This window comes from Mesorhizobium sp. P2_F7, from assembly GCF_056403695.1.
Genome location: NZ_JBFUFA010000002.1, coordinates 130,995 through 157,272, shown reverse-complemented (window position 1 = coordinate 157,272; position 26,278 = coordinate 130,995). Strand labels below are relative to the sequence as shown.

21 protein-coding genes are annotated in these 26,278 nt (G+C 64.2%); 11 read left to right on the top strand and 10 right to left on the bottom strand.

What is annotated here, in order from left to right:
- Nucleotides 1-85 precede the first annotated feature (85 nt).
- From AC1DZ8_RS06050 to AC1DZ8_RS06010, 9 genes are all read left to right on the top strand, one after another.
- Nucleotides 86-2,497, top strand: coding sequence for a glucan 1,4-alpha-glucosidase (locus AC1DZ8_RS06050; protein ID WP_477400500.1), 2,412 nt, complete (start codon nt 86-88; stop codon nt 2,495-2,497).
- Between the two features lie 89 nt (nt 2,498-2,586).
- Nucleotides 2,587-3,600 (top strand): phosphogluconate dehydrogenase (NAD(+)-dependent, decarboxylating), encoded by a 1,014-nt coding sequence (gene gnd, locus AC1DZ8_RS06045; protein WP_477307989.1) that lies wholly within the window; start codon nt 2,587-2,589, stop codon nt 3,598-3,600.
- Nucleotides 3,601-3,623: 23 nt separating this feature from the next.
- Nucleotides 3,624-4,997 carry a glucose-6-phosphate dehydrogenase gene (gene zwf, locus AC1DZ8_RS06040; protein WP_477307987.1) on the top strand — a complete coding sequence of 458 codons (1,374 nt, stop codon included), beginning with the start codon at nt 3,624-3,626 and terminating at the stop codon, nt 4,995-4,997.
- A gap of 97 nt (nt 4,998-5,094) precedes the next feature.
- Entirely contained in the window at nt 5,095-5,799 is a 705-nt protein-coding gene (locus AC1DZ8_RS06035; protein ID WP_477307985.1) for an ROK family protein, read from the top strand.
- Between the two features lie 215 nt (nt 5,800-6,014).
- On the top strand, nt 6,015-6,479 hold the full coding sequence (locus AC1DZ8_RS06030) for a Ros/MucR family transcriptional regulator (RefSeq protein ID WP_477307983.1): 465 nt from the start codon (nt 6,015-6,017) through the stop codon (nt 6,477-6,479).
- A 134-nt stretch (nt 6,480-6,613) separates the two neighbouring features.
- Nucleotides 6,614-7,714 (top strand): aminotransferase class I/II-fold pyridoxal phosphate-dependent enzyme, encoded by a 1,101-nt coding sequence (locus AC1DZ8_RS06025; protein ID WP_477400497.1) that lies wholly within the window; start codon nt 6,614-6,616, stop codon nt 7,712-7,714.
- Between the two features lie 152 nt (nt 7,715-7,866).
- Entirely contained in the window at nt 7,867-9,105 is a 1,239-nt protein-coding gene (locus AC1DZ8_RS06020) for an MFS transporter (protein ID WP_477307979.1), read from the top strand.
- Between the two features lie 330 nt (nt 9,106-9,435).
- Nucleotides 9,436-10,566 (top strand): efflux RND transporter periplasmic adaptor subunit, encoded by a 1,131-nt coding sequence (locus AC1DZ8_RS06015; protein WP_477400781.1) that lies wholly within the window; start codon nt 9,436-9,438, stop codon nt 10,564-10,566.
- Nucleotides 10,563-13,766 carry an efflux RND transporter permease subunit gene (locus AC1DZ8_RS06010; protein ID WP_477307977.1) on the top strand — a complete coding sequence of 1,068 codons (3,204 nt, stop codon included), beginning with the start codon at nt 10,563-10,565 and terminating at the stop codon, nt 13,764-13,766. Before AC1DZ8_RS06015 ends, AC1DZ8_RS06010 begins: the two co-directional genes overlap by 4 nt.
- 215 nt (nt 13,767-13,981) lie before the next feature.
- Here the strand turns inward: AC1DZ8_RS06010 and AC1DZ8_RS06005 are convergent, their stop codons facing one another.
- The 8 genes from AC1DZ8_RS06005 to hemC form a co-directional block, all read right to left on the bottom strand.
- Complete coding sequence (locus AC1DZ8_RS06005; protein WP_477307975.1) at nt 13,982-14,617, bottom strand: LolA family protein; 636 nt, start codon at nt 14,615-14,617, stop codon at nt 13,982-13,984.
- Between the two features lie 57 nt (nt 14,618-14,674).
- Nucleotides 14,675-14,938: a YMGG-like glycine zipper-containing protein gene (locus AC1DZ8_RS06000; RefSeq protein ID WP_477288617.1), complete on the bottom strand. Its 264-nt coding sequence runs from the start codon at nt 14,936-14,938 to the stop codon at nt 14,675-14,677.
- A gap of 190 nt (nt 14,939-15,128) precedes the next feature.
- Entirely contained in the window at nt 15,129-15,845 is a 717-nt protein-coding gene (locus AC1DZ8_RS05995; protein ID WP_477307973.1) for a glutamine amidotransferase, read from the bottom strand.
- A 14-nt stretch (nt 15,846-15,859) separates the two neighbouring features.
- Entirely contained in the window at nt 15,860-16,339 is a 480-nt protein-coding gene (locus AC1DZ8_RS05990) for a tellurite resistance TerB family protein (RefSeq protein WP_477307971.1), read from the bottom strand.
- Nucleotides 16,340-16,361: 22 nt separating this feature from the next.
- Nucleotides 16,362-17,969 carry a heme biosynthesis HemY N-terminal domain-containing protein gene (locus AC1DZ8_RS05985; RefSeq protein ID WP_477400494.1) on the bottom strand — a complete coding sequence of 536 codons (1,608 nt, stop codon included), beginning with the start codon at nt 17,967-17,969 and terminating at the stop codon, nt 16,362-16,364.
- Between the two features lie 10 nt (nt 17,970-17,979).
- Nucleotides 17,980-19,452, bottom strand: coding sequence for a COG4223 family protein (locus tag AC1DZ8_RS05980; RefSeq protein WP_477400492.1), 1,473 nt, complete (start codon nt 19,450-19,452; stop codon nt 17,980-17,982).
- Between the two features lie 112 nt (nt 19,453-19,564).
- The gene (locus AC1DZ8_RS05975) at nt 19,565-20,278 is read right to left on the bottom strand and encodes a uroporphyrinogen-III synthase (RefSeq protein WP_477307965.1); all 714 of its coding nucleotides are present in this window, start codon (nt 20,276-20,278) and stop codon (nt 19,565-19,567) included.
- A 1-nt stretch (nt 20,279) separates the two neighbouring features.
- The gene (hemC, locus tag AC1DZ8_RS05970; RefSeq protein WP_477307963.1) at nt 20,280-21,203 is read right to left on the bottom strand and encodes a hydroxymethylbilane synthase; all 924 of its coding nucleotides are present in this window, start codon (nt 21,201-21,203) and stop codon (nt 20,280-20,282) included.
- A gap of 120 nt (nt 21,204-21,323) precedes the next feature.
- Here hemC and tsaD point away from each other — a divergent pair, with 120 nt between their 5' ends.
- A complete protein-coding gene (gene tsaD / locus AC1DZ8_RS05965) occupies nt 21,324-22,409 on the top strand; it encodes a tRNA (adenosine(37)-N6)-threonylcarbamoyltransferase complex transferase subunit TsaD (RefSeq protein ID WP_477308047.1) in 1,086 nt (361 codons plus the stop codon).
- Entirely contained in the window at nt 22,406-23,422 is a 1,017-nt protein-coding gene (locus tag AC1DZ8_RS05960) for an NAD(P)H-dependent glycerol-3-phosphate dehydrogenase (RefSeq protein ID WP_477307961.1), read from the top strand. Before tsaD ends, AC1DZ8_RS05960 begins: the two co-directional genes overlap by 4 nt.
- Here the strand turns inward: AC1DZ8_RS05960 and AC1DZ8_RS05955 are convergent.
- Nucleotides 23,419-25,128, bottom strand: coding sequence for a DUF7056 domain-containing protein (locus AC1DZ8_RS05955; protein ID WP_477400489.1), 1,710 nt, complete (start codon nt 25,126-25,128; stop codon nt 23,419-23,421). The two genes, AC1DZ8_RS05960 and AC1DZ8_RS05955, sit on opposite strands and share 4 nt — an antisense overlap.
- Entirely contained in the window at nt 25,121-26,272 is a 1,152-nt protein-coding gene (locus tag AC1DZ8_RS05950) for a glycosyltransferase family 4 protein (protein ID WP_477307957.1), read from the bottom strand. Before AC1DZ8_RS05950 ends, AC1DZ8_RS05955 begins: the two co-directional genes overlap by 8 nt.
- Nucleotides 26,273-26,278 lie beyond the last annotated feature (6 nt).

Sequence of the window (26,278 nt, the reverse complement as noted above, 5' to 3'; positions counted from 1 at the left end):
CGGTCACGCTTTGGCGATCAACTTCAGGTGCAATGATTGAAAAGCCTTCCTGTGCTGGTCTAGGGAAGGGTCCAGGAGACCATGCATGGCAGCGACGCCGCCGACCTTTCCCGAAGGCGCACCCGGAATTCCTGCGCGCTGGACGTCGAGCGCCAAGAGCGGCGTTGGCGCAGCGCTGTCGCCGGCGAGCCGTGTCTGGTTCACGCTCAGCCACGGCATCGTCAACGAAGTCTATTATCCCGGCCTCGACAGCGCCTGCACACGTGACATGGGGCTGCTGGTCACTGGCCCCGGCGGCTGGTTCTCCGAGGAGAAGCGCGACGCCACGCATGTCATCGAACCGTTCGAGGACGGCGTGCCCGCCTACCGGCTGGTCAACACCACTGCCCGCTACCGGATCGAAAAGCGCATCCTGGCCGATCCGGCGCGCCCGGCCCTTTTGCAGGAAACCAGTTTTACGGCACTCGAAGGCAATGCCGCTGACTACCGGGTCTACGCGCTTCTGGCGCCACATCTGGTAAATGCCGGCATGGGCAACACGGCCTGGGTCGGCGAGCACAAGGGCAAACCGATGCTGTTCGCCTCCGGGCGCGGCACCTGCCTGGCGCTCGCCTCGTCGCTGCCCTGGGGCGACTGCTCCGCCGGCTATGCCGGATTTTCCGACGGCTGGCAGCAACTCAGTCGCGACGGCCGCCTCGATGCGACATGCCAACGCGCCGAGGACGGCAATGTCGCGCTGACCGGCGAGATCGGTTTCTCGGCAGGCATCAACAAGGCCTTGCTGGCGCTCGGCTTCGGTTCGACGCCGGACGAAGCCGCCGAACATGCTGCCGCCAGTCTGAAGCGCGGTTTTGCGCCTGCGGCAAAGACCTATGTTGCGAAATGGCGGAAATGGCAGGTCGGCCTGCTGCCGCTCGACCGCCATGATGCTTCCGGCCTCAACACCTACCGCGTCAGCACCGCGGTGCTGGCGACGCACCTTTCGCTGGCCAGGCCCGGTGCTGCCGTCGCCAGCCTGTCGATCCCCTGGGGCTTCAGCAAGGGCGATGACGACCTCGGCGGCTATCATCTGGTCTGGCCGCGCGACCTGGTTGAAACCGCGGGCGGTTTTCTCGCCGCCGGCGATCCGGGCCAGGCGCTGCAGATCCTCACCTATCTCCGTTCCATCCAGCAGCCGGATGGCCATTGGCCGCAGAATGTGTGGCTCGACGGCTCGCCTTATTGGCCGGGCATCCAGATGGACGAATGCGCCTTCCCGCTGCTGCTTGCCGATGCGCTGCACCGTGCCGGCCATCTGCCCCATGCCAAACTCGCCGCCTTCATGCCGATGATCGAGAAGGCGGCGTCCTATGTCGTGCGCAACGGCCCCGTCACCGGTCAGGATCGCTGGGAAGAGGACGCGGGATACAGCCCCTTCACGCTTGCCGTCGAGATTTCGGCACTGCTTGGCGCCGCCGACCTGTTCGAGGTTTCAGGAAAACTAGAGCCAGCTAATTATCTGCGTGAGATTGCTGACTGCTGGAACGACCAGATCGAACACTGGACCTATGTCAGCGGCACGCCGGAGTGTCGGCAAGCCGGCGTCGACGGCTATTATGTCCGCATCGCGCCGGCCGACGATGCCGGCGCGGCTTCACCGAAGGACGGTTTCGTGCCGATCAAGAACCGGCCGCCGGGCGATACCGACAAGCCGGCCGAGGCGATAGTCAGCCCGGACGCGCTGGCGCTGGTCCGCTTCGGCCTCAGGGCCGCGGACGATCCGCGCATCGTCGACACAGTGACGATCATCGACGCGCAGTTGCGCTGCGACCTGCCGCAAGGGCCTCTCTGGTATCGCTACACCGACGACGGCTATGGCGAACATGCCGACGGCGCACCCTTCGATGGCACCGGCCAGGGCCGTCCCTGGCCATTGCTCGCCGGCGAACGCGCCCACTACGAGCTGGCCTTCGGACGCAAGGACAAGGCGGCAAGCCTGCTGAAAACGTTCGAAGCCTCCGCCGGGGTTGGCGGCCTGCTGCCGGAACAGGTCTGGGACGGCGCCGACCTACCGGAGCGCGAATTGTGGCTGGGCAAACCGTCGGGCAGCGCCATGCCGCTGGTCTGGGCGCATTCGGAACACACCAAGCTGCTGCGTTCGCTGCGCGACGGCGCCGTTTTCGACATGCCGCCGCAGGGCGTCAAACGCTACATAGAGGGCAAGACCGGTTCGACGCTCAGGATATGGCGCTTCAACAACAAGCTACGCACCATGGATGCCGGCAAGACTCTGCGCGTGGAATTGCTGCAGCCGGCGCTCATCCGCTGGAGCGGCGATCATTGGCAGACCGCCCATGAAATCCACACCGCCGAAAACGCCCTCGGCGTTCATCTGGCGGACTTGCCTGTGGCCGATATTCCGCCAGGTAACACCATCGTCTTCACTTTTTTCTGGCCCGACGGCGACCGTTGGGAGAATGTCGACTTCACCGTGGACGTCGAAGAACCACAAGCATGATCCCGAAAAGTGGGAACCGGTTTTCGGAAAAGATCATGCTCACAAAAGATCACGTAGTTTTCGTTTCCTCCAGCGACTAGGACAACACCATGCAGATCGGAATGATGGGACTGGGCAGGATGGGCGCCAACATGGTGCGCCGCCTCATGCGCGACGGCCATGAATGCGTCGTCTACGACATCAACCCGGCAAGCGTTGCCGGCCTTGTCGCGGACGGCGCCATCGGTGCCGCCTCGATGGAGGAGTTCGTCGGCAAGCTGTCCAAGCCGCGCAGCGCCTGGCTGATGCTGCCGGCGGCGATCACCGGCAAGATCGCCGACCAGGTGGCAGCGCTGATGGAACCCGGCGACATCATCATCGACGGCGGCAATTCCTACTATCGCGACGCCGTCGACCAAGCCGCTGAACTCGCGCCCAAGGGCCTGCACTATGTCGATGTCGGCACCAGCGGCGGCGTCTGGGGCCTGGAGCGCGGTTATTGCCTGATGATCGGCGGCCCCGACGTGGCGGTCAAACATCTCGACCCGATCTTCGCCACGCTGGCGCCCGGCGCAGATGCCGGCGCCACGCCGGACAAGGCTGCGGGCACCGCGCCCTTCGGCTATCTGCATTGTGGACCGAGCGGCGCCGGTCACTTCGTCAAGATGATCCACAACGGCATCGAATATGGCGTCATGGCCGCCTATGCCGAAGGCATGAACATCCTGAAATCGGCCAATGCCGGCAAAAGGCCGCGCACCGCCGATGCCGAGACCAGCCCGCTGGAAAACCCGAAATACTACCAGTTCGACATCGACCTGCCGCAGGTCGCCGAAGTCTGGCGCCACGGCAGCGTCATCGGTTCCTGGCTGCTCGACCTGACCGCCGGCGCGCTGAAGAGCGACCCGGGACTTGCCCAGTTCGGTGGCCGCGTCTCGGATTCCGGCGAGGGCCGCTGGACGCTGAAGGCGGCGATCGACACCGGCGTGCCGGCGCCCGTGCTGTCCTCGGCGCTGTTTGACCGCTTCTCCTCGCAAGGCGAATCCGAATTCTCCGACAAGCTGCTGTCGGCCATGCGCTATGCCTTCGGCGGCCATGTCGAAAAGCCGAAGGCCGGCAAGTGAAAGCGGCAGGGGAGACGCGCAAAATGAGCCCGGAACGGTCCGACACGCTGGTGCTCTTCGGAGCCACCGGCGACCTCGCTCACAAGAAGATATTCCCGGCCCTTTACCAGATGGTCGCCAAGGGGACGCTGACCGAGCCGGTGATCGGCGTCGCCTTCGACGCCTGGGACATCAAGCAGCTGCAGGCGCGGGCCCGCGACGGCATCGTCAACGCCGTCGGCAAGATCGATGAAAAGATCTTCGCCAAATTCGCGAGCCTTTTGCGCTATGTCAGCGGCGACTATCGCGACGGCGCCACCTTCGAGAAGCTGAAGACGGCGCTCGGCTCGGCGCAGCGGCCGCTTCACTACATGGCAGTGCCGCCGACCATGTTCGAAACCGTGGTCCAGGGGCTGGAACAGTCGGGCACCGCGCATGGCGCGCGGCTGATGGTGGAAAAGCCGTTCGGCCACGATCTGCAATCGGCGCGCTGGTTGAACCGGGTGCTGCATCTGGTGTTCGACGAGCAGTCTATTTTTCGCATCGACCACTATCTCGGCAAGGAAGCGATCCAGAACCTGCTCTATTTCCGCTTCGCCAATTCCTTCCTCGAGCCGATCTGGAACCGCAACTTCGTCGAAAGCGTGCAGATCACCATGGCCGAGGATTTCGGCATCGATGGCCGCGGCAAATTCTACGACGATGTCGGCGCGATCCGCGACGTGATCGAGAACCATCTGCTCAACATCCTGCTTCTGCTCGCCATGGAGCCGCCGGTTGGCCGCTCCGCCGACGATCTGATCGACGAGAAGGTCCAGGTGCTGCGCGCCATCCGCACCCTGACCAAGGACGACGTCGTGCGCGGCCAGTTCACCGGCTATCTCGCTGAGCCCGGCGTGAAGCCGAACTCGCCGGTCGAGACCTTTGCCGCGGTGCGCTTCATGGTCGACACGTGGCGCTGGCAGGATGTGCCGTTCTTCATCCGCGCCGGCAAGAACATGCCGGTGCATATCACCGAAGTGATCGTGCGGCTGAAACGGCCGCCGCTCGACGTCTTCGATCCGATCAAGCCCGGCGACGCCAATTACGTGCGCTTCCGCATCGACCCGCAGGTGGCGATCTCGATCGGCGCGCAGCGCAAGGCGGCCGGCGACGACATGGTCGGCGAGCAGGTCGAGCTCACCGCGCTCGACGACACCAAGAACGACATGCCGCCCTATGAGCGGCTGATCGGCGACGCCATGAGCGGCAATGGCCAGCTGTTCACCCGCCAGGACGCCAGCGAGCTTGCCTGGCGCATCGTCGGCCCGGTGCTTGGCGACACCACGCCGCCGCACATCTACGAGCCGAAGACCTGGGGCCCGGCCGACGCGATGGCCAACTTCGGCCCGCCCAACGGCTGGATCAATCCGACTTGAGCAATTCCAGGAAAAGTGTGAGCGGTTTTCCCGGGGAAAAGCGCTAGCGCTTTTCCCTTGGGAATTGCGTGAAACAGAGTGGAGCGGAGGAAACGACATGGCCAAGGCAACCAAGCCCGCGACGGCCGAGGTCGAACCGGTCGTGCTGACGATCGATGTCGGCGGCTCGCATGTAAAAATCCTCACCAGTGCCGGCGGCGAGCCGCGCCGCGCCGATTCCGGACCGGACCTGACGCCGCAGCAGATGGTGGCGACGGTGAAGACGCTTGCCGAGGGGCTGGCCTATGACGTGATCTCGATGGGCTATCCCGGCCCTGTCAGGAACAACAAGCCTTCGCTCGATCCGGCCAATCTCGGCAAGGGCTGGGACGGCTATGATTTCGCCGCCGCCTTCGGCAAGCCGGTCAAGGTCGTCAACGATGCGCTGCTGCAGGCAATTGGCAGCTACGATCGCGGACGCATGCTGTTTCTCGGCCTCGGCACCGGCCTCGGCGCGGCGATGATCCTCGACAATGTCGGCCAGCCGATGGAACTGGCCCATCTGCCCTACCGCAAGGGCCGCAGTTTCGAGGACTATGTCGGCGAGCGCGGCCTGGAGAAATACGGCAAGAAGAAATGGCGCAAATACGTCTTCGACGTCGTCGAGCGGCTGCGTGCGGCCCTGCAGCCGGACTACATCGTCATTGGCGGCGGCAATGTCGACAGACTGGATGAATTGCCCGCCAAATCCAGGCGCGGTGACAATACGCGCGCTTTCGAGGGTGGCTTTCGACTATGGCGCGACAAGGCGCTGATCGTCTGATAGTATTAAAATTCAGTATAGTTGTTCAAAATGACGTGTGATGCGATACGAAGTCATTGCGTTACGCAGATTTGGCGATTAGAGCGATTGCACCGGATGGAATCATCTGGGTGCAACCGTACAAATGCGGCAAGACAAATGACTAGAGCGGATTTCCGGCTCCACTGGGACAGCTCTGGGAGTTTCCGCCACCCCCCTAGCGACGGAGAGATAAATTGGCCGACGACAGCAACGACTCTGACAAGGACATCGACCTGCTCGAGCTAACCGCCCATATCGTGTCCGCTTACGTCGAGAAGAACCGCTTGCCCGTTGCCGGCCTGAGCGATCTCATCGCCAGCGTTGCGGCGTCGATCGGCGGGCTCAGCCAGCCGCCGGCTCCGGTGGCGCCGCCGCAGGTCCCGGCCGTCAATCCCAAGCGGTCGGTGACGGCGGACTACATCATCTGCCTCGAAGACGGCAAGAAGTTCAAATCGCTGAAGCGCCATCTCGGCGTCCATTTCAACCTGACGCCCGAGGCCTACCGCAGCAAATGGGGCCTGCCGGCCGACTATCCGATGGTTGCGCCCAACTACGCGGCGTCGCGCTCCGAACTGGCCAAGTCGATCGGCCTCGGTCGCAAGGCCGCCGCGATCGCACCGGCCAAGGCCAAGGGTCGCAAGGCCAAAGTCCCGGCCTGAGCGGAATCAGCGCCTCGGCGCTGAGCCAACAGTTTGGACGACTGGAACAGAAGCCTGCCGGCGAATGAGCCTTGGCAGGCTTCGTGGTTTTGTGGCTTGTACCTCTGGAATGTCGGGACTTTGGGGGAGCGACCATGAACTACGCCAGAATGGTGATCGAGAAAGAGGCGCCGGAGGAATACGGTTACGACCGCATCCGCTACAACCTCTCCGAAAGCTCGATCGCCGACCAGAAACTCTCCGACATCGGCCTGTCGCTGCCCGACGTCACGCTGTTCTATGGCGAGCATCGCGGCGACAAGGAGCTGCGGGCGCTGATCGCGGCGCAGGATAAAGGGATCTCCGCTGACGACGTTCTCGTCACGGCAGGCGCGGCAGGGGCGCTGTTTATCATCTCGACCTCGCTTTTGTCGGAGCGCGACCATCTCGTCGTGGTCCGGCCGAACTATGCCACCAACATCGAGACCCCCAAGGCGATCGGCTGCGCCATCTCCTATGTCGATCTCGACTTCGACAACGGTTTTGCCATCGATGTCAGCCGCGTCGCGGCTGAGCTGCGGCCGAACACGAAGCTGATCAGCGTCACCTGCCCGCACAACCCGACCGGCACGATGATGGGCCGCGCCGATCTCGATGCGCTGATCGCGCTCGCCGAAGCGAGCGGCTGCCATCTGCTGGTCGACGAGACCTATCGCGACCTGTCTTACGGACAGCGCCTGCCGGCAGCGGCCTCGCTCAGCCCCAAGGCAATCAGCGTGTCGTCGCTGTCGAAAGCGTTCGGCATTCCAGGCATCCGCATCGGCTGGCTGGTCACCAGGGATGCCGAACTGCAGGAACGCTTCCTCGCCGCCAAGGAGCAGATCGGCATTTGCGGCAGCGTCATCGACGAAGGCATTGCGCGCGGCATGCTGGAGCGCCGCGAGGCTTTCCTGGCCGCGCTGCTGCCCGACATGGCCAAGCGCCGCGACATCGTCCAGGCATGGATCGACCGCGAGCCGCTGGTCGACTGGGTGCGGCCGCAGGGCGGCGTCGTCGGCTTCCCCAGACTGAATGTCAGCTCCGACTTCAACCTCGACCGCTTCTACGTCAATTTGCTGGAAAGCCACGGCACCTATGTCGGCCCCGGCCACTGGTTCGACATGCCGAAGCGCTTCTTCCGCGTCGGTTTCGGCTGGCCGAAAGAGGCGGAATTGCAGGGTGGTTTGCAGGCTATCTCCGCCGCACTGAGGGAATGATTTTCCATTCCGTTTCGTCAAACGGACCGGAAATCCCTTGATCCCAGATTGATTCGGGCGCACATGCCCCGGCGAACTTAGTTCCCTGGCCGGAACAGCGCCCATCGTGGAAGTGCCCCGCCGGCCAAGTCTTTGCAACGGGGCCTCTCTCCATGACAGCAGAACAAACGTCGCCGGACCAGCGCTACGCTGCCTTCCGCCACCGCTCCTTCCTGAGCTATTGGGCGGCGCGGTTTCTCACCACCTTCGCCACCATGATCGTGTCCGTCGCCGTCGGCTGGCAGATCTATGATCTGACGCGCGATCCCTTCGATCTCGGCATTGTCGGCATCGTCCAGTTCCTGCCGTCGCTGCTCCTGGTGCTGGTCACCGGCGTCGTCGCCGACCGTTTTGGACGCCGCCTCATTATGGCGCTGGCGACGGTGACCGAGGCGGGCTGTGCGCTCGTTCTGTTGTACTTCACGCTGCGCGGCCTCGTCAGTCCGCTGCCGATTTTCGTCGTGCTGGCTCTGTTCGGCATGGCGCGCGCCTTTTACGGACCGGCCTCGTCGTCGCTGTTCGCCAATCTGGTGCCGCCGGAGGACTTTGGTAACGCAATCGCCTGGAACTCGTCGGCCTGGCAGACGGCAACGATTGTCGGCCCGGTCGCCGGCGGCCTGCTCTATGGCGTCTCGGCCGAAGCCGCATACGCCACTGCCTCCGTGCTGATGCTGGTGGCCGGTCTGCTGATCTTCACCATTCCCAAGCCCGCCCAGCAGAGCGCCACCGACAAGCCGACGATGGAAACGCTGTTTGCCGGCTTCCGCTACATCTGGAGCGAGAAGATCGTGCTCGGCGCCATCTCGCTCGACCTCTTCGCCGTGCTTCTGTCCGGTGCCTCGGCGCTGCTGCCGGTCTATGCCCGCGACATTCTCGAGCTCGGCCCCTGGGGCCTCGGCCTCTTACGCTCGGCGCCCGGCATCGGCGCCATCTGCGTCGCGGTCTGGCTGGCCGGGCACCCGCTGCGCGACAATGCCGGCAAGATCATGCTCGGCTTCGTCGCAGGCTTTGGTGCCTTCACCGTGCTGTTCGGCGTTTCCACCATCACCTGGCTGTCGATCCTGGCCCTTGCCGGCCTCGGCGCCACCGACATGTTCAGCGTCTACATCAGGGAGACGCTGATCCAGTTGTGGACGCCGGACGAGGTGCGCGGCCGCGTCAACGCCGTCAACCAGGTCTTCGTCGGCGCCTCCAACGAAGTTGGCGAATTCCGCGCAGGCACCATGGCAGCACTGATCGGCACCGTGCCGGCCGTGGTGATCGGCGGCATCGGCGCGATTGCCGTGGCTGGCCTGTGGGCGGTCCTGTTCCCGCAGCTGCGCCGGGTGCGGCATCTCAACAGCCGCAACTGATCGAGCAAGCCTCTGGATCCCGCGCTCGCCCCAAATCAGTTTGCGCCGACGACGGCTGGAGATGGACCGGCAGCGGACGGTCCGGTTCTGGAACGAACTAGCCAGATGGCGGGGCAACCACAGGGTGGACATTTCAGCCCACATGGAAAATGATTATGTTGCCCTGCACAATACCGCAGGGCTCTGATCTCGACGACAAGCCTGAGCGTAGAAGCGGATCAACCGACCTCCGGGTCCAGCGAAGGGGGACGCAAAATGGACAATGGGCAACTGCATCGCGACGCGGGCGGGCGACCCCGTCGATCCGCCGGCTGGCTTGCCCGCGCGGCCATGTCGTCGGCGTTCCTGCTCGGCATGGCTTTCAGCAGCACTGCGTTTGCGCAGGACCAGCAGCTACCCGTGGTGACGGCGGCCAAGCCGGTGGTCCGTGAAATCGTGGAAGACGACGAGTTCGTCGGCCGCTTCGAAGCCGTCGACCAGGTCGCCATCCGTTCGCGCGTCAGCGGCTATCTGGACAAGGTCAGCTTCCAGGACGGCGCACTGGTCAACAAGGGCGACCTGCTCTTCACCATCGACCAGCGTCCGTACCAGGCGGCTTATGATGCCGCCAAATCGCAAGTGGACGTCGCCAAGTCACTGCTCGAATTCTCCAAGATGCAGCTGGATCGCGCCGACGAACTCGCCAAGACCGGCAATATCTCGGCCGCGACGGTCGACGACCGCCGGCGGGAATACCTTTCGGCACAGGCGCAGATGCAGGGCGCAACGGCTGCGCTGACGTCGGCCAGCCTGAATCTGGAATTCACTGAGATCAAGGCGCCCTTGTCCGGCCGCATCGATCGCCGGCTGGTGTCGGTCGGCAACCTCGTGCAGCCGGACTCCACCTTGCTGACGACCATCGTTACCCGCGATCCGATCGACTTCTATTTCGACGTCGATGAGCGCCTGTATTTCAGCTACGCCCGCGACGCTAAGGAGCGCGGCGGCTCGATGCAGGAAGGCGCTGGCGGCCTTGAAGTGGTGGTTCGCGTCGCCGACCGCGCAGAGGCGGTGTTCAAAGGCAAGCTCGATTTTGCCGAGAACCGCATCGACAACGCGACCGGCACCATGCGGGTGCGTGCAACGTTTCCCAACGCCGACGGCGTTCTCCAGCCAGGCATGTTCGGCCGCATCAACGTGCCGGGGTCGCTGCCGCATAGCGGCGTGCTGGTGCCCGACGAGGCGATCGGCGCCGATCAGGATCGCCGCATCGTCTTCCTGGTGGATGAGGCAGGCATGGTGTCGGCGAAGCCCGTGCGCACCGGCCCGCTTCTCGACGGCTACCGGGTGATCCGCTCGGGCCTGACCGGCAACGAGACGATCATCGTCAACGGGCTGATGCATGCCAGGCCCGGCACCAAGGTGAAGGTCGAGATGGTGACGTTGCCGCCCAAGGTCGAAACCGCCGGGTTGCCGCAATGAGGTTCGCCCATTTCTTCGTCGACCGTCCGATCTTCGCATCGGTCGTTTCGATCGTCCTGCTGATCCTTGGCGGGATTGCCTATACCCAGCTGCCGGTCGCGCAATATCCCGAGATCGCGCCGCCGACCATCGTCGTTCGCGCGCAGTATCCGGGCGCCGACGCCGAGACGGTCGCAGCGACCGTGGCAACGCCGATCGAGCAGGAGATCAACGGCGTCGAGGGCATGCTCTACATGTCGTCCTATTCGTCGGGCGACGGGGCGATGGCGCTGACCATCACCTTCAAGCTGGGCACCAATCTCGATCAGGCGCAGGTGCTGGTGCAGAACCGCGTATCGGTCGCCGAGCCGCGCCTGCCCGAAGAAGTCCGCCGCCTCGGCATCACCACCACCAAAAGCTCGCCCGACCTGATGATGGTCGTGCACATGCTGTCGCCCGACAATACCTACGACCAGCTCTACGTCTCGAACTATGCTCGCTCGCGGGTGCGCGACATACTGCTCAGGTTGGACGGCGTCGGCGACCTCATCATCTTCGGCGAACGCGAATATTCGCTGCGCATCTGGCTCGATCCGGAAAAACTGTCCGCCCTGGGGATGACCTCTGGCGATGTGGTGCAGGCGCTGCGCGACCAGAACGTCCAGGTGTCGGGCGGCTCGATCGGCGCGCCGCCGACCAACATGGGCACGGCGTTCCAGTACACGGTCACCACGCAAGGCCGCTTCAACGATGCACGCGACTTCCGATACGTGATCGTCAAATCGACCGAGGACGGCCGCCTGATCCAACTGCAGGACGTGGCGCGCATCGAGCTCGGCGCCAAGGATTACGTCACCAACTCCTATCTCAACGGCAAACCGGCGGTGGCGCTCGCCATCTTCCAGCGGCCGGGCACCAATGCGCTCGCCGCAGCCGCGGAGATCCAGGACAAGATGAAGGAGCTGTCCCAGGATTTCCCGAAGGGACTGAGCTACGACATCGTCTATAATCCGACCGAGTTCGTCGCCGAGTCGATCCAGGAGGTCTACAAGACGATCCTCGAGGCGATGGTGCTGGTCATCATCGTCATCATCGTCTTCCTGCAATCGTGGCGCATGGCGATCGTGCCGATCGTGGCGATTCCCGTGTCGCTGATCGGCACGCTGGCGGTGCTTTACGCCGCCGGCTTCTCGCTCAACATGCTGACGCTGTTCGGCCTCGTTCTGGCGATCGGCATCGTCGTCGACGATGCGATTGTCGTGGTCGAAAACGTCGAGCGCAATATCGCCAGAGGGCTGGCGCCCAATCCGGCGTCGCACCTGACCATGGACGAGGTCGGAACGGCCGTCATCGCGATCTCGCTGGTGCTGATAGCCGTGTTCGTACCGACGGCCTTCATCCCCGGCATTTCCGGGCAATTCTACCTGCAGTTTGCGATCACCATCGCGGTGTCGACCGCGATCTCGGCATTCAATTCGCTGACGCTTTCGCCGGCGCTGGCCGCGCTGTTGTTCAAGCCGCACCACACTGCCGCGGCGCCGCCGCGCTTTTTCCTGGCGCGGTTCGGTCAGGCGCTCGCCGACGGCTTCAACCGCGGCTTCGACCGGCTCGCCCATTGGTATTCGAGCATCGTCCGCGTTCTGGTCGGCTCGCGGATAGCGATCGCCGCCATGCTGGCCGTTTTTGCGGCCCTCATCTACGCCACGGTGTACATGGTGCAGACGGTGCCGCGCGGTTTCATTCCGTCGCTCGACCAGGGCTATGCGATCGTCGTCGTCCAGCTGCCGGATGGCGCCTCGCTGGCGAGGACCGATGCTGTCATCCAGCAGGCATCGCAGATCATCCAGAAAACGCCAGGCGTCGACTACGCCGTCGCCTTCGCCGGCTTCTCCGGCGCGACCTTCACCAACGCCAGCAACGCGGGCGTGATTTTCGCCAGGTTCAAGCCGTTTGACGAGCGACTGAAAGAAGACCATTCGGCGACCAAGGTCATCGGCAATCTGTTCGGCAGCCTGCAAAGCATCAAGGAAGCCTTCATCATCGCACTGCCGCCACCGCCGATCCGTGGCGTTGGCAATGCCGGCGGCTTCAAGCTGCAGATCCAGGAGCGCAACAGCGCCGACATGCGGCAGATCCTCGCGCTTGCCTACGAAATCGCCGGCAAGGCCAACAAGACGCCGGGGCTGACGGGTGTGTTCACCACCTTCTCTGCATCGAGCCCGCAATTCTTCCTGGCGATCGATCGCGACAAGGCGCGCATCCTGAACGTGCCGATCCCAAACATCTTCGAGACGCTGTCGATCAATCTGGGCACCGCCTATGTCAACGACTTCAACGCGTTCGGGCGCGTCTACCAGGTGCGCGCGCAGGCCGACCAGACGTTCCGCCTCGATCGCGCCGACATCTTGAAACTGAAGGTGCGCTCGGCGACCGGCGCGCTGGTTCCGCTCGGCACGTTGATCGAGATCCGCGACGTCACCGGCCCGGCGCTGGTCCAGCGCTACAACATGTACGTCTCGGTGCCGCTGCAGGGCAACGCCGCGCCCGGCGTTTCCACCGGCGATGCGCTGGCCAAGATGGAAGCGATCACGGCACAGACGCTGCCGGCCGGTACCTCCTATGAATGGACCGAGCTCGCCTATCAGGAGCGCAACACCGGCAATGCCGCTGTCTATATCTTCGGACTGTCGGTGCTGTTCGTGTTCCTGGCGCTGGCGGCGCAATATGAAAGCTGGGTGCTGCCTTTCGCCATTGTGCTGGTGGTGCCGCTCGGCGTGCTCGCGGCGTTGCTCGGCGTGTCGTTTCGAGGCCTGGACAACAACATCCTCGTGCAGATCGGCCTCATCGTGCTGATCGGGCTTGCCGCCAAGAACGCGATCCTGATCGTCGAATTCGCGCGGCAGGCGCAGGAACGCGGACTGTCGGTCGCCGAGGCTGCCGTCGAAGCCTGCCGGCTCAGGCTGCGGCCGATCCTGATGACCGCCTTCGCGTTCATCCTCGGCGTCGTGCCGCTGATGATCGCGACGGGCCCGGGCGCGGAAATGCGCCAGTCGCTCGGCACCGCGGTGTTCTCCGGCATGCTCGGCGTCACCTTCGTCGGCCTGTTCCTGACGCCGGTGTTCTACGTCACGCTCAGGTCGCTGTTTTCACGGCGCAAGCCGCATGCCGAGGCCGAGCCTACGGTGCCGGCAGAGGCGCCATCGGAGACGGCCGCCGAGTAGGGTTGTGGATTCGCCGCGTCGGGCGGTGCGGCATGCGCTGGATACCGTGCCGGTAGTTGTGATCGGCGGCGCGTCGGAGCGTTTGCCGTTCGCTGGTCTATGGGCGGTGCTGTTTCCGCAGCAGCGCAAGGTGTGGCATCTCAACAGCCGCAACTGTTCGAGCGCGCCGACGTTCCCATCGTTCGTCCAGCTTCGACCGCTTCCACGGCTGCCGACTATTTCGTTTTGGTGTTGAGTTCACGGTTTGCCGCATAGTCGATGGTGAAGGTGCCCGCAGGGGCGCGAACGCCCTGCTTAACGTTGGATATAGTGACCGTCGTGGTAAGGCCCTTCTCGTCAGTGAGGCTCCATCTGCGTAGATCGAGCGATTCCCTGTCAAACACCATAGTGATGTTCGAATTGCCGAAGACCGACTTGTCGGCCAGCTTGATGATCACCTGGGCGCCATCGTCTCTGATGCTTTTGAGGCGATTGCCGGAAAAGTTGACCTGATCGTCGAGGAGCAGCTTGAGCGGCGTCTTCGAGAGAGCATAAAGCCGCGATGTCTTGAGCTTCTTGTTATAGACCACCAAGGATTTTCCATCTGCAACTACGCTGATCCCTGATTGGCCTGCATAGTTGAACCGTATCTTGCCCGGCCGCTGGAGAAAAAATCTTCCTTTGGTCCTTTCCCTTCTTGGGCCCGACTGGACAAAGTCCCCGGACATGGACTTTACCGATGAGAAGTGATCGGCAATCGTCTTCGCATCCACAGGTGCGGCCGAGACCGCGCTCGTAAGTTCGACGTTTATCGCGACAGCGCTGACAACGGCAAACCAGAAAGCCAGCAATCTTTTGATGTTATATGCCATTCAGTTATCCTACCCCGAGCAGGCGCGTGATCGATAGAGATCACGCGCCCTTTGAGATCAGTAGCCGTCCGGGCACTGTGCAACGTAAACTCGACCGTTCCGATCGCGATATCTGCACTGGCCTGCCTCGCTGGCGTGCCCGATGACCGCCCCAGCCAGCGCTCCGACCGCCCCGCCAACAACCGCCCCTTTCACAGGGTCGCCGGCCACTGCAGCGCCTATAGCTGCGCCACCCAAACCACCGACGGCAGCGCCTTGTTCCGTGCGGGAGCATGCCGCGAGTGGAATGAGTAGGCTCAAAATGAGCAGCGTCTTCTTCATTGGTTCTCCCCTGGGGCCATTGTTAGCCGAAGCTTAAATGCGCCACGGAGTTTTTCGATCCATCGGAGTGTTTGGAGCGCAATCCAAATCTGCGGGAACGGGTTAAGGTCTCGGATCCATCGTCCCGCATTTGGCCGGACGCAAGTCGTCTTTGGGCAAGCCCGGCCGTTCAGAGTAGTTGGATTTTACTCTATCCCGCAGTGGGCTTGCCGAAGATCAGCTGCAAAAACTCGCTCAGCCAGCGCTTCAGATGCATGTCCCAGATCAGCCGGCCGCCGAGATGGTCGCGGCCGGGCTGGGCGCCGGGCAGTTCGAAACGGTGCGCGCCGCGCACCACCCACCGCTGCATCATCAGCCGGGTCAGTTCGCCGTGGAACTGGATGCCCCAGGCATTGTCGCCGTAGCGGAACGCCTGGTTGGGGTAGGTTTCCGCGGTCGCCAGCAGTGTCGCGTCTTTCGGCAGTGAAAAACCTTCACGGTGGAACTGGTAGACCATATCGGGCCAGTGCATCAGCTTTTTGCCGGCTTCGGTCGGCTTCAGCGGATACCAGCCGATCTCGACCAGCCCTTCGTCATGACCCTCGACCTTGCCGCCGAGATGGTTGGCCAGCATCTGCGCGCCAAGGCAGATGCCGAGGAACGGCCGGTTCTCGCGCAACGGTACATTCAGCCAGTTGGTTTCGCGGCGGACGAACTCGTCCTCGTCATTGGCGCTCATCGGCCCACCGAACACCACGGCGCCGGCATGCCCTTCCAGCGTCTCGGGCAAGCTGTCGCCCAGAGGCGGCCGGCGGATGTCGAGATCGAAACCTTCCTCGAGCAGCATATGGCCGACCCGGCCGGGGCTCGAAGTCTCCTGATGCAGCACGATCAGGATCTTTGGTTTCGAGCTCGGTCTAGGCGGCATGGAGAGCTGGGATCCTATTCGTCGCTCGACGTTCCGCTGGCCCCAGGCGCGGCGGCCGCCGCCTTTCGGCGCGCCTCGATCCGGTCCTGCCGCTCGACGCCGATCAGTTCGGCGACGCGCCAGACGGTGTTGTCTTCCAGCTCGTGCAGTTCGCCATCGGCATAGACGATCTCCCACATCAGGCCGATAAAGGCCTTGCGCGCCTCGGCGTCGAGATGGCGCTTCAGCACACTGGTGAAGGCATAGAGATCGATCGCCTCATTGTCGGCGCGCTCGCCGGCGGCAGCCAGCGCATCGAGCTCGGCGCCGCTGATCGAATAGCTCTCACCCAGCACCTGCTTGAACCGCTCCCACTCGACATCCTGGCGCACGCCATCGGCGTTCATCACATGATAGAGCAAAGCCGAGGCGGCAACGCGCGGATCGTCCGCATTGGCGCGAGGACCGGCCCCGGAGGGCAGGTCTTTCAGAAAGGACAGAACGCGTTCGAACATGGTGCTCACATCAGGTCAGGGTTCAAAACAGTCGGAACCGGCGCGGTGACTTCTCCGCTTCTTCGTCAGGGTCGACACCGGGGTCGTCCGGCAACCGGATAACCTCCTCGGCCGGCTCGACTGCCTCGGCATCGGACGGCACGGCGGCAAAGGCAGCGGCGGTGACCGGCGTGACATGATCGTCGCCCACCACAGGCTTCGGCTCGATCGGCGCCTCGCTGCTCGTCCTGGCGACGGCCGGATGATCGATCACCTCGGCTTCCTTTGCCGGCTTGGCAGGTGCCGCAAGCACCGGCACGGTGGCTTCCGGCGTTTCCTCATGGCTATCGATGAGCTGGCCGAGCCGCTCCATCGGCGCGCGCCAGGCGAAGGCGTCGAGCTTGCCGCTGACCGGCGACACCGGCGCCCAGCGTTCGGAGACGACGCCGTCGGCAACCCAGGCCGGGTCGCGCGGCGCCCGGACCGCCTTGGACAGCAATTGCCTGATCTTACCCTGATCGCCGGTCTCGGCCTCCTCGATATCGGCCAGAAGCAGATAGGCGCCTTCCCGCCGATCCATGCGGATCGCCGCTTCGGCCTCGCGGCGGGCGGTGGAAAAATCCTGTGCGTCGAGCGCGGCGCGCGCCACCGTCATCGACGATTCGGCGTTGTTGCGCTTCAGCTCCTGCAGCTTCTTGGCCCGGTTCAGGCGGTCGACCACCGCATCACCCGGTCGGGCATGAGTATAAAGTTCGGATATTTCCGGATGCGGCTCGGCCTTCCAGGCGGCTTCGAGGATCTTCGAGCCTTTGCGCACATCGTTCTGCTTGAACAGAAGGTTGGCCGCGGCAACCGCGGCCGGCGCGAAATCGGGCGCGAGCTTGTTGGCCTCGAGTGCCGCTGTCTTGGCCGCATTGGGGTCGCTGTCGGTCAGCGCCTGCGCCTTGGCGGTCAACAGCACGGCGCGGCGGCGGTTGGCGGCGTCGCGTTCGATCTGGCGCGTCGACTTCTGCGCCTCGACCAGTTTTAACGCACCGTCCCAATCGCCACGCCCGGTCAGGTCTTCGAGTGTCGATTCCGCTGCCCAGGCCAGTTGCGGAGCCACGGCTGCGGCGCGGCCGGCATAGTGGCGCGCCGCGTTGCGGTCGCCCAGCCGCTCGGCTTCGAGATAGAGCCCGCGCAAGCCGAGCAGCCGCATTTCGGGATCGTCGAGCATGGCCTCGAATTTTTCGCGCGCGCCCTCATGGTCGCCTTCGAGCAACGAGGCTTGCGCTTCGAGCAGATGGATCAGCGGCTCCTGGTCTGAACGGATCAGCTTGGCGGCTTCCTTGGTCTTCTTGCGCGCCAGCGCGCCATCGCCCGCGCCGGCGGCGATCATGCCGGTCGACAGCGCCTGGTAGCCGCGGTCGCGGCGCCGCACGCGGAAATAGCGCGAGATCGTATACGGGCTGTTCCACAGCGACTTGATCAACCACCAGACGATCATCACCGCGGCAACCACGGCAACGATCGCTACCGCCGCCACCATCAGGCTGACCTGGTACTGGTAGCCGTTGAAGGTGACGACCATCTCGCCGGGACGGTCGGCCAGCCAGGCAAAGCCGAGGCCGAGCGCGAAGACGGCGGCGAGGAAGATGAGAATGCGGATCATCGTGTCGTCCTCATGCCTTCATCGCGCCGGCAATGAGCGCGTCGACCTGCGTTTCGACCTCGATGCGCGCCTTCAGTTTGCCGGCAAAGTCGGCACCCGCCGCCTTGACCGCATCGGGCAGCGTCGCATATTCGCTGAGCGCCTTGGCGTAGTCGCCCTGATTGACCGCCACTTCAATGCGCGCCACGGTTTCGGGCGCGCCGGCGCCCTCTACGGCGCCGATCGGCCGCACCTTGACCAGCGATTCGGCGCTCGACAGAAGGTTCTGGAAGAAGCCGGCATTCTCGTCGACCGGCGTCGCGGCAGCGACCATCGCATTGGCCGCTGCATCGGCCTCGCCGGCGATTTCGGTGCGGGTCGGGACGCCCTTTTCGGCATAGGGACGCAACGCCGCAATCTGCGGCGCATCAGGCGAGATCGCTGCGAACGTCTCCAGCTCGGCGGCAAACGGCGCGCCGCGGTCGAGCGCCGCTTTCAGCGCCGAGGCGGCGATGGCCATCGCGATTTTCGGCTGCGAGGCCTGCGCATCGACCTTGCCGGCGAGCTGCGTCACCGACTGTTCAAGTGCAGCGATCTTGCCTTCCTGCGTCTTGGTTGCCTCGCCGGCCGATTTCACCAGGGCATCGAGACTCGAAAGCTTTTCGTTGAGCGGGCCGAGATCGACCGGGCCGCCGGCCTGGCCAAGTGCCGCGACCGCCGTCTCGATCTGCTTGACCTTGTCGCCAAGCGCTGCAAGTCCGGCATTGTCGCCGGCGCCGCCTTGTTCGACCGCCGATTTGAGCGACGCGACATCGGCCTTGACCTGATCCAGCGCCGACGACAGCCCGTCGACCTTGGCCGTTGCGGCGCCATTGCCGCCGGCTTCCCTGAGGTCGGCGATTTCGCGCTTCAGCGAAGCGATCTCGCCATTGACGCCGTCGAGCGAGACGGTGCCACCGCCCGACCCCGGTGCGCCGAGCACGCCGGCGAACTGCAGCCCGCCGGCGGCGGCCAGCGCGATGAAACCGCCAATGATGCCGGCCGCAATGCCGTTAGAGCGCTTCGGCTGCGCGGCCATGGGCTGGTTCCTCACTTCGGCGGTTTTTGGTGTTTCCTTGGACCCACCCGATTTGGGCGAGGCATCCTCGAAACTGTAATCGGAGGTCCTGGCGCTTGGTGGCGCGTCGGAGGCGGCGGGATAAGGCCTTTCCGGTTCGCCGGACATCTTGGCATCGCTCTCTGGCCCGGCCTGGGCCGCGGCGTCGGAATGCTCCCACGGCTCGAGATCGGCCTGGTCGGCATGAACCGGCTCGTCGGGCGTCTCCGCCTGTGCATCGGCCACGGCAGCCGCTTCCTCGGCCGCTAACGATTCGACCGAGGCCTCGGTCGCACCCGCCTTGGCGGCGTCCGCATCGACAATGCGCGAGACGGCGCCGGGTTCGAGTTCGATGGTCACCGGCTCGCGGCGGCTCTTCGAATGTCGCATCTTCGGCGTCTTGACCATGCCTGGGCTCCGCAATCCTGCTTCGTCTGGGCGCCCTGAGGCGCGTGATGGTTTGAAAAATGGTCTAGCACATCATCATCAGGTGAAAAGGGGCGGCGTGATGACACGGGGCTCAGGCGCCGTCGTGCAACAGCTCAAGCAGCGCCTCCTCCTGGGGTTCCCGTGCAACGCGTATTTTTTTGCCGGCGGCATCGCCGAACGCTGACGCTATGCGCCCGGAGAGAGCAAAAACCCGCGCCTTTCCAAGGAGATCGCCCGATTCCGGCCGATTGACCAAGGTTCGCAACGCTGCCGCCGCCTTGGCCGAATAGAGCAGCACCGCATCGACCGCCCTATCGGACAGGCGCGCAAGGATTTCACCGTCGGAATAATCGAGCGAAATCGTGTCATAGGTCTCGATTGCGCGGATCTCGACGCCGGCCTGGCGCAGCCGCGCCTCGAAGGCCGGAAACCGCACGCGTCCCGTGAGATAGACGATCGCCTTGCCGGAAAGGCCGGCGACAATCGCTTCGGCCAGCTTCTCGGCATCGCCCGGCCCTTCGCTGACGGACAAAAACCCTGCCGCGCGCGCCGCTTCGGCCGTTCTGTGGCCGACCGCATGGCAAGGCAAGGCGGCGAGCGTGGCGATGAGGTCTCCCGGCGCATGGCGCAAGGCATTGGCGCTGGTGATCGCAACGGCCGCGGCATTGTCGCCTGCTGCGTTTGCATCGACCGGCAGTGTCACCGTTTCGGTCAGTGGCAGAAGGATCGGCTCGAACCCCAATTCCTGCAGCCGCCGCACCGTGCGCGATGCCCCAGGTTGCGGCCGCGTCACCAGGACACGCATGTCAGACCCAGCCGTCGAAGAAGGTTTCGCCGGCCTTGACCCGCACCATCCTGGCGGCGTCCGTGCCGATATCTGCGGCATCCAGCGCCAGGCCTTCGGCCTTAACCTCATGCGATTGCGTGCCATCTGGCGAAATGATCAGCCCGGCGAAAACCAGTTTTCCGCCCGATATCGTCGCATAGCCGGCGATCGGCGTGCGGCAGGAGCCGTCGAGCGCCGCCAGAAAGGCGCGCTCGCAGGCCAGCGCCTGGCCCGTGGGCACATCGTGGATGGCCGTCAGGATCTTTTCGACGGCGCTGTCGCCGATGCGGGTCTCGATGCCGATCGCACCTTGCCCCGGCGCCGGCGGAAAGGCGTCGAGCGGCATCAGATCGGTGACGACGTGGCCGAGCTCCAGCCGCTTCAGCCCGGCATGGGCGAGGATCGTGCCTTCGGCGACGCCCTCCTCCAGCTTGCGCAGCCTGGTCTGCACATTGCCGCGAAACATCACCACGTCGAGATCCGGACGCATGCGCCGGATCAGCGCCTGGCGCCGCAGCGAAGACGAGCCGACCTTGGCGCCCCGAGGCAGGTCGATGATGCGCTTTACCGCCTTGCCGATAAAGGCGTCGCGCGCATCTTCGCGCGGCAGGAAGGCGGAAAGCTCCAGCCCGTCCGGCAGCACCGTCGGCATGTCCTTGGAGGAATGCACGGCGATGTCGATCGTGCCGGCCAGCATCGCTTCTTCGATTTCCTTGGTGAATAGGCCCTTGCCCCCGGCTTCCGACAAAGGCCGGTCCTGGATGCGGTCGCCGCTGGTCGAGATGACGACGACCTCGAACGCTTCCGCCGGCATGCCATGCGCTGCCATCAGCCGCGCCTGCGTCTCATGCGCCTGGGCGAGTGCCAGCGGGCTGCCGCGTGTTCCGATTTTCAAAGTTTGCATGGCGCGCGGTCCGTGATAACCCCCGGCTGGCTTTGCGTTTCCGGCCCTCTCCCTAACGAGGCCCGCCTCTACTAACTAGGAAAGTCCGGTGACACAATCTCTGGAGACAGCGACGAATTGATCCGCGTTCTGGGCATTGAGACGAGTTGCGACGAGACCGCCGCCAGCGTGGTGACGCTGGACGGCGCCTCCGCGCCGGTGATTGCGTCCAACATCGTGCTCAGCCAGATAGAGGAGCATGCTGCCTTTGGTGGCGTCGTGCCGGAGATCGCCGCGCGCGCCCATGTCGAGGCGCTGGACGGCATCGTCGAGGCCGCCCTTGCGGATTCGGGCGTAGCCCTCGGCGACATCGACGCCATTGCCGCCACCGCCGGCCCGGGCCTGGTCGGCGGGTTGATTGTCGGCCTGATGACGGCCAAGGCGATTGCCGCCGCTGCCGGCAAGCCGCTGATTGCCATCAACCATCTCGAAGGCCATGCACTGACCGCAAGGCTGACCGACGGCCTCGACTTTCCCTATCTGCTGCTGCTGGTCTCCGGCGGCCACACCCAGATCGTTGCCGTGCGCGGCGTCGGCGACTACCAGCGCTGGGCGACCACCATCGACGACGCGCTCGGCGAAGCTTTCGACAAGACGGCCAAAATGCTCGGTCTGCCCTATCCCGGCGGACCGAATGTCGAAAAGGCAGCAGCGGCGGGCGATGCGACGCGCTTTGCCTTCCCGCGGCCGATGAAGGGCTCGGCCCAGCCGGATTTCTCCTTCTCCGGCTTGAAGACCGCCGTGCGCCAGGCGGCGACCGCCATCCAGCCGCTGAGCGAGCAGGATGTCGCCGACATCTGCGCCTCGTTCCAGGCGGCGGTGGCGGATGCGCTGGGCGACCGTGTCGCCCGTGCGCTGGCCCGCTTTCGCCAGGAATTTCCGGACAAGGCCACGCCCTCGCTGGTCGTTGCCGGCGGCGTCGCCGCCAACAGCACCATCAAGGCGACGCTGCAGAAGCAGTGCGCCGAGGCTGGCTTCGCCTTTGTCGCGCCGCCGCTGAAACTGTGCACCGACAATGCAGCGATGATCGCCTGGGCCGGCATCGAACGGCTGCGCGCCGGTATAGCGGATGGAAACGCCGCCGATTTCGTGCCGCGTTCGCGCTGGCCGCTGGACTCGATCTCGGCGCCGATGGTCGGCTCCGGCCGGCGCGGAGCGAAAGCATGACCGGGAGCAAGGCAAGCGACAGAGACAAGACCGGCTGGCGCGTTGCCGTGCTCGGCGGTGGCGCCTGGGGCACCGCGCTGGCGCTGGCCATGCTGCGGGCCGGCCACGACGTCAGGCTCTACGCACGCGACGACGAAACGGTCGCAGCACTTCATCGCGGCGAGAACCCGCGCTACCTCCCCGGCATCGCCATCGAGCCTGGCATTGCGGCGACGAGCGATATCGGTGCAGCGCTGACCGACGCCGATTGCGTGCTGGCCGTGGCGCCGGCGCAAGCGCTGCGCGCCATGCTGACGACGGCAAAACCCCATATGCCGAAATGCATTCCGCTGGTTCTCTGCGCCAAGGGCATCGAGCGCGACACCGGCGCGCTGCTGTCGGCAATCGTCGCGGACATTTTGCCGGAAACCCCGGTCGCGGCTTTGTCCGGCCCGAGCTTCGCCGCCGATGTCGCGCGAGGCCTGCCGACTGCCGTCGTGGTCGCCGCCCGCGATGAGGTTTTAGCAGCCGAGCTTGCCGCCCGGTTTTCGGCACAGAATCTGCGCTGCTACTCCAGCGACGATTTGATCGGCGTCGAGATTGGCGGCGCGCTGAAGAATGTCTTTGCCATCGCCGCCGGTGCCGTCACCGGCGCCGGGCTCGGCGCCAGCGCCCAGGCCGCGATGGTGACGCGCGGCTTCGTCGAATTGCGCCGCATCGGCGCTGCCTTCGGCGCCAAGCCCGAGACGCTGATGGGGCTTTCCGGCCTCGGCGATTTGCTGCTCACTTGCTCGTCCGCCCAGTCGCGCAATTTCGCCTACGGGCTGGCGCTTGGCCAAGGCAAACCCTTGACCGGACTGCCGTTGGCCGAAGGTGTGCCGACGGCTGCGATCGCCGCCCGCATCGCCACCGAACGCGGCATCGACGCGCCGATCATCGCGGCGGTGTCGGCCATACTGGACGGCACGATCACCATACGGCAGGCTGTGTCCGCCCTGATGACGCGGCCGCTGAAGACCGAAGCTGATATTTAATTGTACACGTCTTTGAACAGTTCGGCATTGTCCTCACCGGCGACGATGAGGTTTTCGTAGTCACCTTCCGGAAGCAGCAGCGCCTCGGCCGGACCGCTGCGCAGAACAACGTCGCTGACACCGGCCTCCAGGGACAAAGGCAAGGAGCGCGGGGTGCCATTGATCTCGACCTCGCCATCTGCAAGCTGCCCGTTCGTCGTATACAGCTTGTACCGTCCGGCGACCGGGACCTTGAAAACGTCCACACGACCGGAGCGAAGGCGACGGCCGGCCATTCTGATATTTGGAGCGATCTGGACGTAGCTGTCGCGGATAAAAGGGGCAATCACGGTATCGATCATATCCATGCGATATGACCAGATGATCAGCTTTGGCGGAGTGTTCGAGAGGATTTTGTACGCTTCCGATTCGCTGCCCTCCCGCAATGTTTTCAAGATGTAGTACTGGTCGAGCCAGAGGGTGGAGGGCTCCCGTCGATTGGGCAGCATTCCGATGCCGTCGAAATAGAACTCGTCCGGTTTGACCATCGCTTCGGCGCGGGCGATCAGCGTCAGCTGCGCCGGATTGTCAATGCGCAGATAGAGTACGTTGCTGATGAAGCTGATCACTCCGGCAATCACGAGTGACGCCCGCGCCAAACGCATGGGCAATGCATCGGCCGCGTTGCGATCGGGCAGTGCAAGCGACCACAGCGCCATGAATGGCAAGGCCATGATGAAGATATAAGGCCAAGGCTGATCATGAACAAAAACCAGGACCGTGATGACGGCGGTGAACGTCAGTGCAATCCGCTGCCTTTCTTCCAACGCTCCAATGCGTACCAACCCAAGGACGATCCCGCCGGAGCAGAATGCATAGAGGATTGCGTTGCGAACGAGTGTCTGGAGCACAAAATGTCGCAAGCCGCCATATTCGACACCGCCCCGGCTCGCGACTTCAGCTGGGCCGAATATCAGGCCTCGGGCGATCGGGAGCGGATCGGCGCCACCAAATATGAAGCAATACGCGGCGATGGGCACAATCCAGCCCAGCACCAGGGCTGCGCCACGCTTGATCCCGGCAGCGTATTGTCGTGCAATGAAGGCGTTGACAAGCAGTCCCAGGCCCAGCGCGACATTGAAATAGATGGATTTCTGGGTCGTCAGGAAGGCGAGGCCGCTAAGCATACCAGCGAAGACGATCCGTCTCGCGCCTGCCGAATTCCCGCTGATGACCACCAGCAGCGCCGCGACCGCGAAGAACAGCGCCAGCGGTTCCGAGATCGTGCGGAAAATTCGCTCCATGAAATTGGAAAAGCACAGCAGGACCAGGACAATTGCCAAGGCATGCTGCCTGTCCTGGCCGAGCGCTCGCGCGCATGCATAGATCATGGCGATGGTGGCGCAGGCGAGCAGCGCCATCTGGAAGCGCCCCACGAACATGATGGACGTCGCATCCCATCCAATGAGAATGGCCAGCTTGCTGAAAACCGTGAAACCTACCGCCTTGGCCGGCTGGATAGTGTCAAACAGGCCGTTGCCGAGATATTTCGCGTAACCGACTTGGCCGAACTCATCCATGACGAAGCGGCTGCGATAGGCCAGCGCGAAGAGAAGGACGATCTTAAGTGCGATCAGCACGCTCAGCCCGATTGTGGCCGGGCGTTCGGCAATACCGAAAAGGTCCCTGTTACCGATGTCGGTTTTCACGGCGGACCGGTCATCCATCGGCAACGCTCCCTTGCCGGTTCTCGGTCGGTGCCACCGCTCGGCCATTGCCCGCCAAGGCGATCACGCCGCGGGCCATCTTTTCCCAATCGTAATGCGCCAGGGCATGGGCAGCCATCGCATCGCGCTCGGCGTCAGTCAGGGCAAGGCCGTCGATCGCTTCAGCGCAACGACGCGCTGACCCCAAGGGATCTCTCAGGTCGATTTTCACACCACGCAGCCAGACCGCTGCATCGGGATCGGCAAGGTGGACCGGAGCGCCGCAGATCACCGGAAGGCCGCAGGCCATCGCCTCTTGTATGACAAGCGGATACCCTTCACCGACGCTTGGCAGCAGCAAAAGATCTGCCGTGCGATAGAGGTCCGCCAATTCCATGGGCGTCCGAGTGCCCAGGTCACGAACATTGCCGAGTCCCCAGGCGCCTGGCCTGATCGAGCCGGCGCCCGCCAGCGAGAATTCGAGATCGGGCCGCAAGGTCGCCAGCGCGCGGATCACCGACAGTCCCTTTTTCTCGACGTAGCGGCCAACGAACAGAACGCGACGTCCTGGCGCCGGAGAGCCCGCATTGCCGGTCGAGTCCGGAGATCGGTGGAAAATGCCGCGGTCGACCCCGTTGAAAAGCAGGCTGTAAGGGTGCCGCGCGGGCGTTCCCAGCAACTCATGGCGCACCGTGTCGCTAATAAAGACGCGGGCATCCGCCGCCCTCAGCATAGGCCGCGTCACCAGGAGGTTTGCGAGCGCCATCGCGAAGCGCAGGATACGCGAAGAAAACGGAACGCTGGCAATGTGCTGAACAAGCACCGTTCGCTTGCGGTAAATCTTGGCCGCCACCATTGCCACGATCGACGTGGCGTAGAGCGCATCATGCATCACCACCGAATCGCTGCCGCGCACTGCGCGCGCCAACGCCGCTATCCCTCGCATACGAGGTATGGGCATCGGCAGGCCGTTGCGTTTTTCCATCAGCTGGAAGCAGGCAATCGGCACCGCATCCACTTTTCCCTCGGGCGGCAGGTCGGCATCGCTTGCAGCCCAGGACGCTTCGACGCCGTTATCCGCGAAGCGGCGGCAAAGATGCCCGGCGACGCGTTCTATGCCGCCGCCATGCGCCTCGAAGAAGTGGCTTACCGTCAAAATTCGCAAGGGCGC

Excerpts from the sequence above, each read along its gene's own strand:
- AC1DZ8_RS05975 (WP_477307965.1), bottom strand. The coding sequence starts at position 20,278 with ATGCGTGTCCTGGTGACGCGGCCGCAACCTGGGGCATCGCGCACGGTG.
- zwf (WP_477307987.1), top strand. The coding sequence starts at position 3,624 with ATGAGCCCGGAACGGTCCGACACGCTGGTGCTCTTCGGAGCCACCGGC.
- AC1DZ8_RS06020 (WP_477307979.1), top strand. The coding sequence starts at position 7,867 with ATGACAGCAGAACAAACGTCGCCGGACCAGCGCTACGCTGCCTTCCGC.
- AC1DZ8_RS06010 (WP_477307977.1), top strand. The coding sequence starts at position 10,563 with ATGAGGTTCGCCCATTTCTTCGTCGACCGTCCGATCTTCGCATCGGTC.
- AC1DZ8_RS05955 (WP_477400489.1), bottom strand. The coding sequence starts at position 25,128 with ATGGATGACCGGTCCGCCGTGAAAACCGACATCGGTAACAGGGACCTT.
- AC1DZ8_RS06025 (WP_477400497.1), top strand. The coding sequence starts at position 6,614 with ATGAACTACGCCAGAATGGTGATCGAGAAAGAGGCGCCGGAGGAATAC.
- AC1DZ8_RS05985 (WP_477400494.1), bottom strand. The coding sequence starts at position 17,969 with ATGATCCGCATTCTCATCTTCCTCGCCGCCGTCTTCGCGCTCGGCCTC.
- AC1DZ8_RS06035 (WP_477307985.1), top strand. The coding sequence starts at position 5,095 with ATGGCCAAGGCAACCAAGCCCGCGACGGCCGAGGTCGAACCGGTCGTG.
- AC1DZ8_RS06005 (WP_477307975.1), bottom strand. The coding sequence starts at position 14,617 with ATGGCATATAACATCAAAAGATTGCTGGCTTTCTGGTTTGCCGTTGTC.
- AC1DZ8_RS05995 (WP_477307973.1), bottom strand. The coding sequence starts at position 15,845 with ATGCCGCCTAGACCGAGCTCGAAACCAAAGATCCTGATCGTGCTGCAT.
- AC1DZ8_RS06050 (WP_477400500.1), top strand. The coding sequence starts at position 86 with ATGGCAGCGACGCCGCCGACCTTTCCCGAAGGCGCACCCGGAATTCCT.
- AC1DZ8_RS06015 (WP_477400781.1), top strand. The coding sequence starts at position 9,436 with ATGTCGTCGGCGTTCCTGCTCGGCATGGCTTTCAGCAGCACTGCGTTT.
- AC1DZ8_RS05990 (WP_477307971.1), bottom strand. The coding sequence starts at position 16,339 with ATGTTCGAACGCGTTCTGTCCTTTCTGAAAGACCTGCCCTCCGGGGCC.
- AC1DZ8_RS06000 (WP_477288617.1), bottom strand. The coding sequence starts at position 14,938 with ATGAAGAAGACGCTGCTCATTTTGAGCCTACTCATTCCACTCGCGGCA.
- AC1DZ8_RS05980 (WP_477400492.1), bottom strand. The coding sequence starts at position 19,452 with ATGGTCAAGACGCCGAAGATGCGACATTCGAAGAGCCGCCGCGAGCCG.
- hemC (WP_477307963.1), bottom strand. The coding sequence starts at position 21,203 with ATGCAAACTTTGAAAATCGGAACACGCGGCAGCCCGCTGGCACTCGCC.
- AC1DZ8_RS05960 (WP_477307961.1), top strand. The coding sequence starts at position 22,406 with ATGACCGGGAGCAAGGCAAGCGACAGAGACAAGACCGGCTGGCGCGTT.
- gnd (WP_477307989.1), top strand. The coding sequence starts at position 2,587 with ATGCAGATCGGAATGATGGGACTGGGCAGGATGGGCGCCAACATGGTG.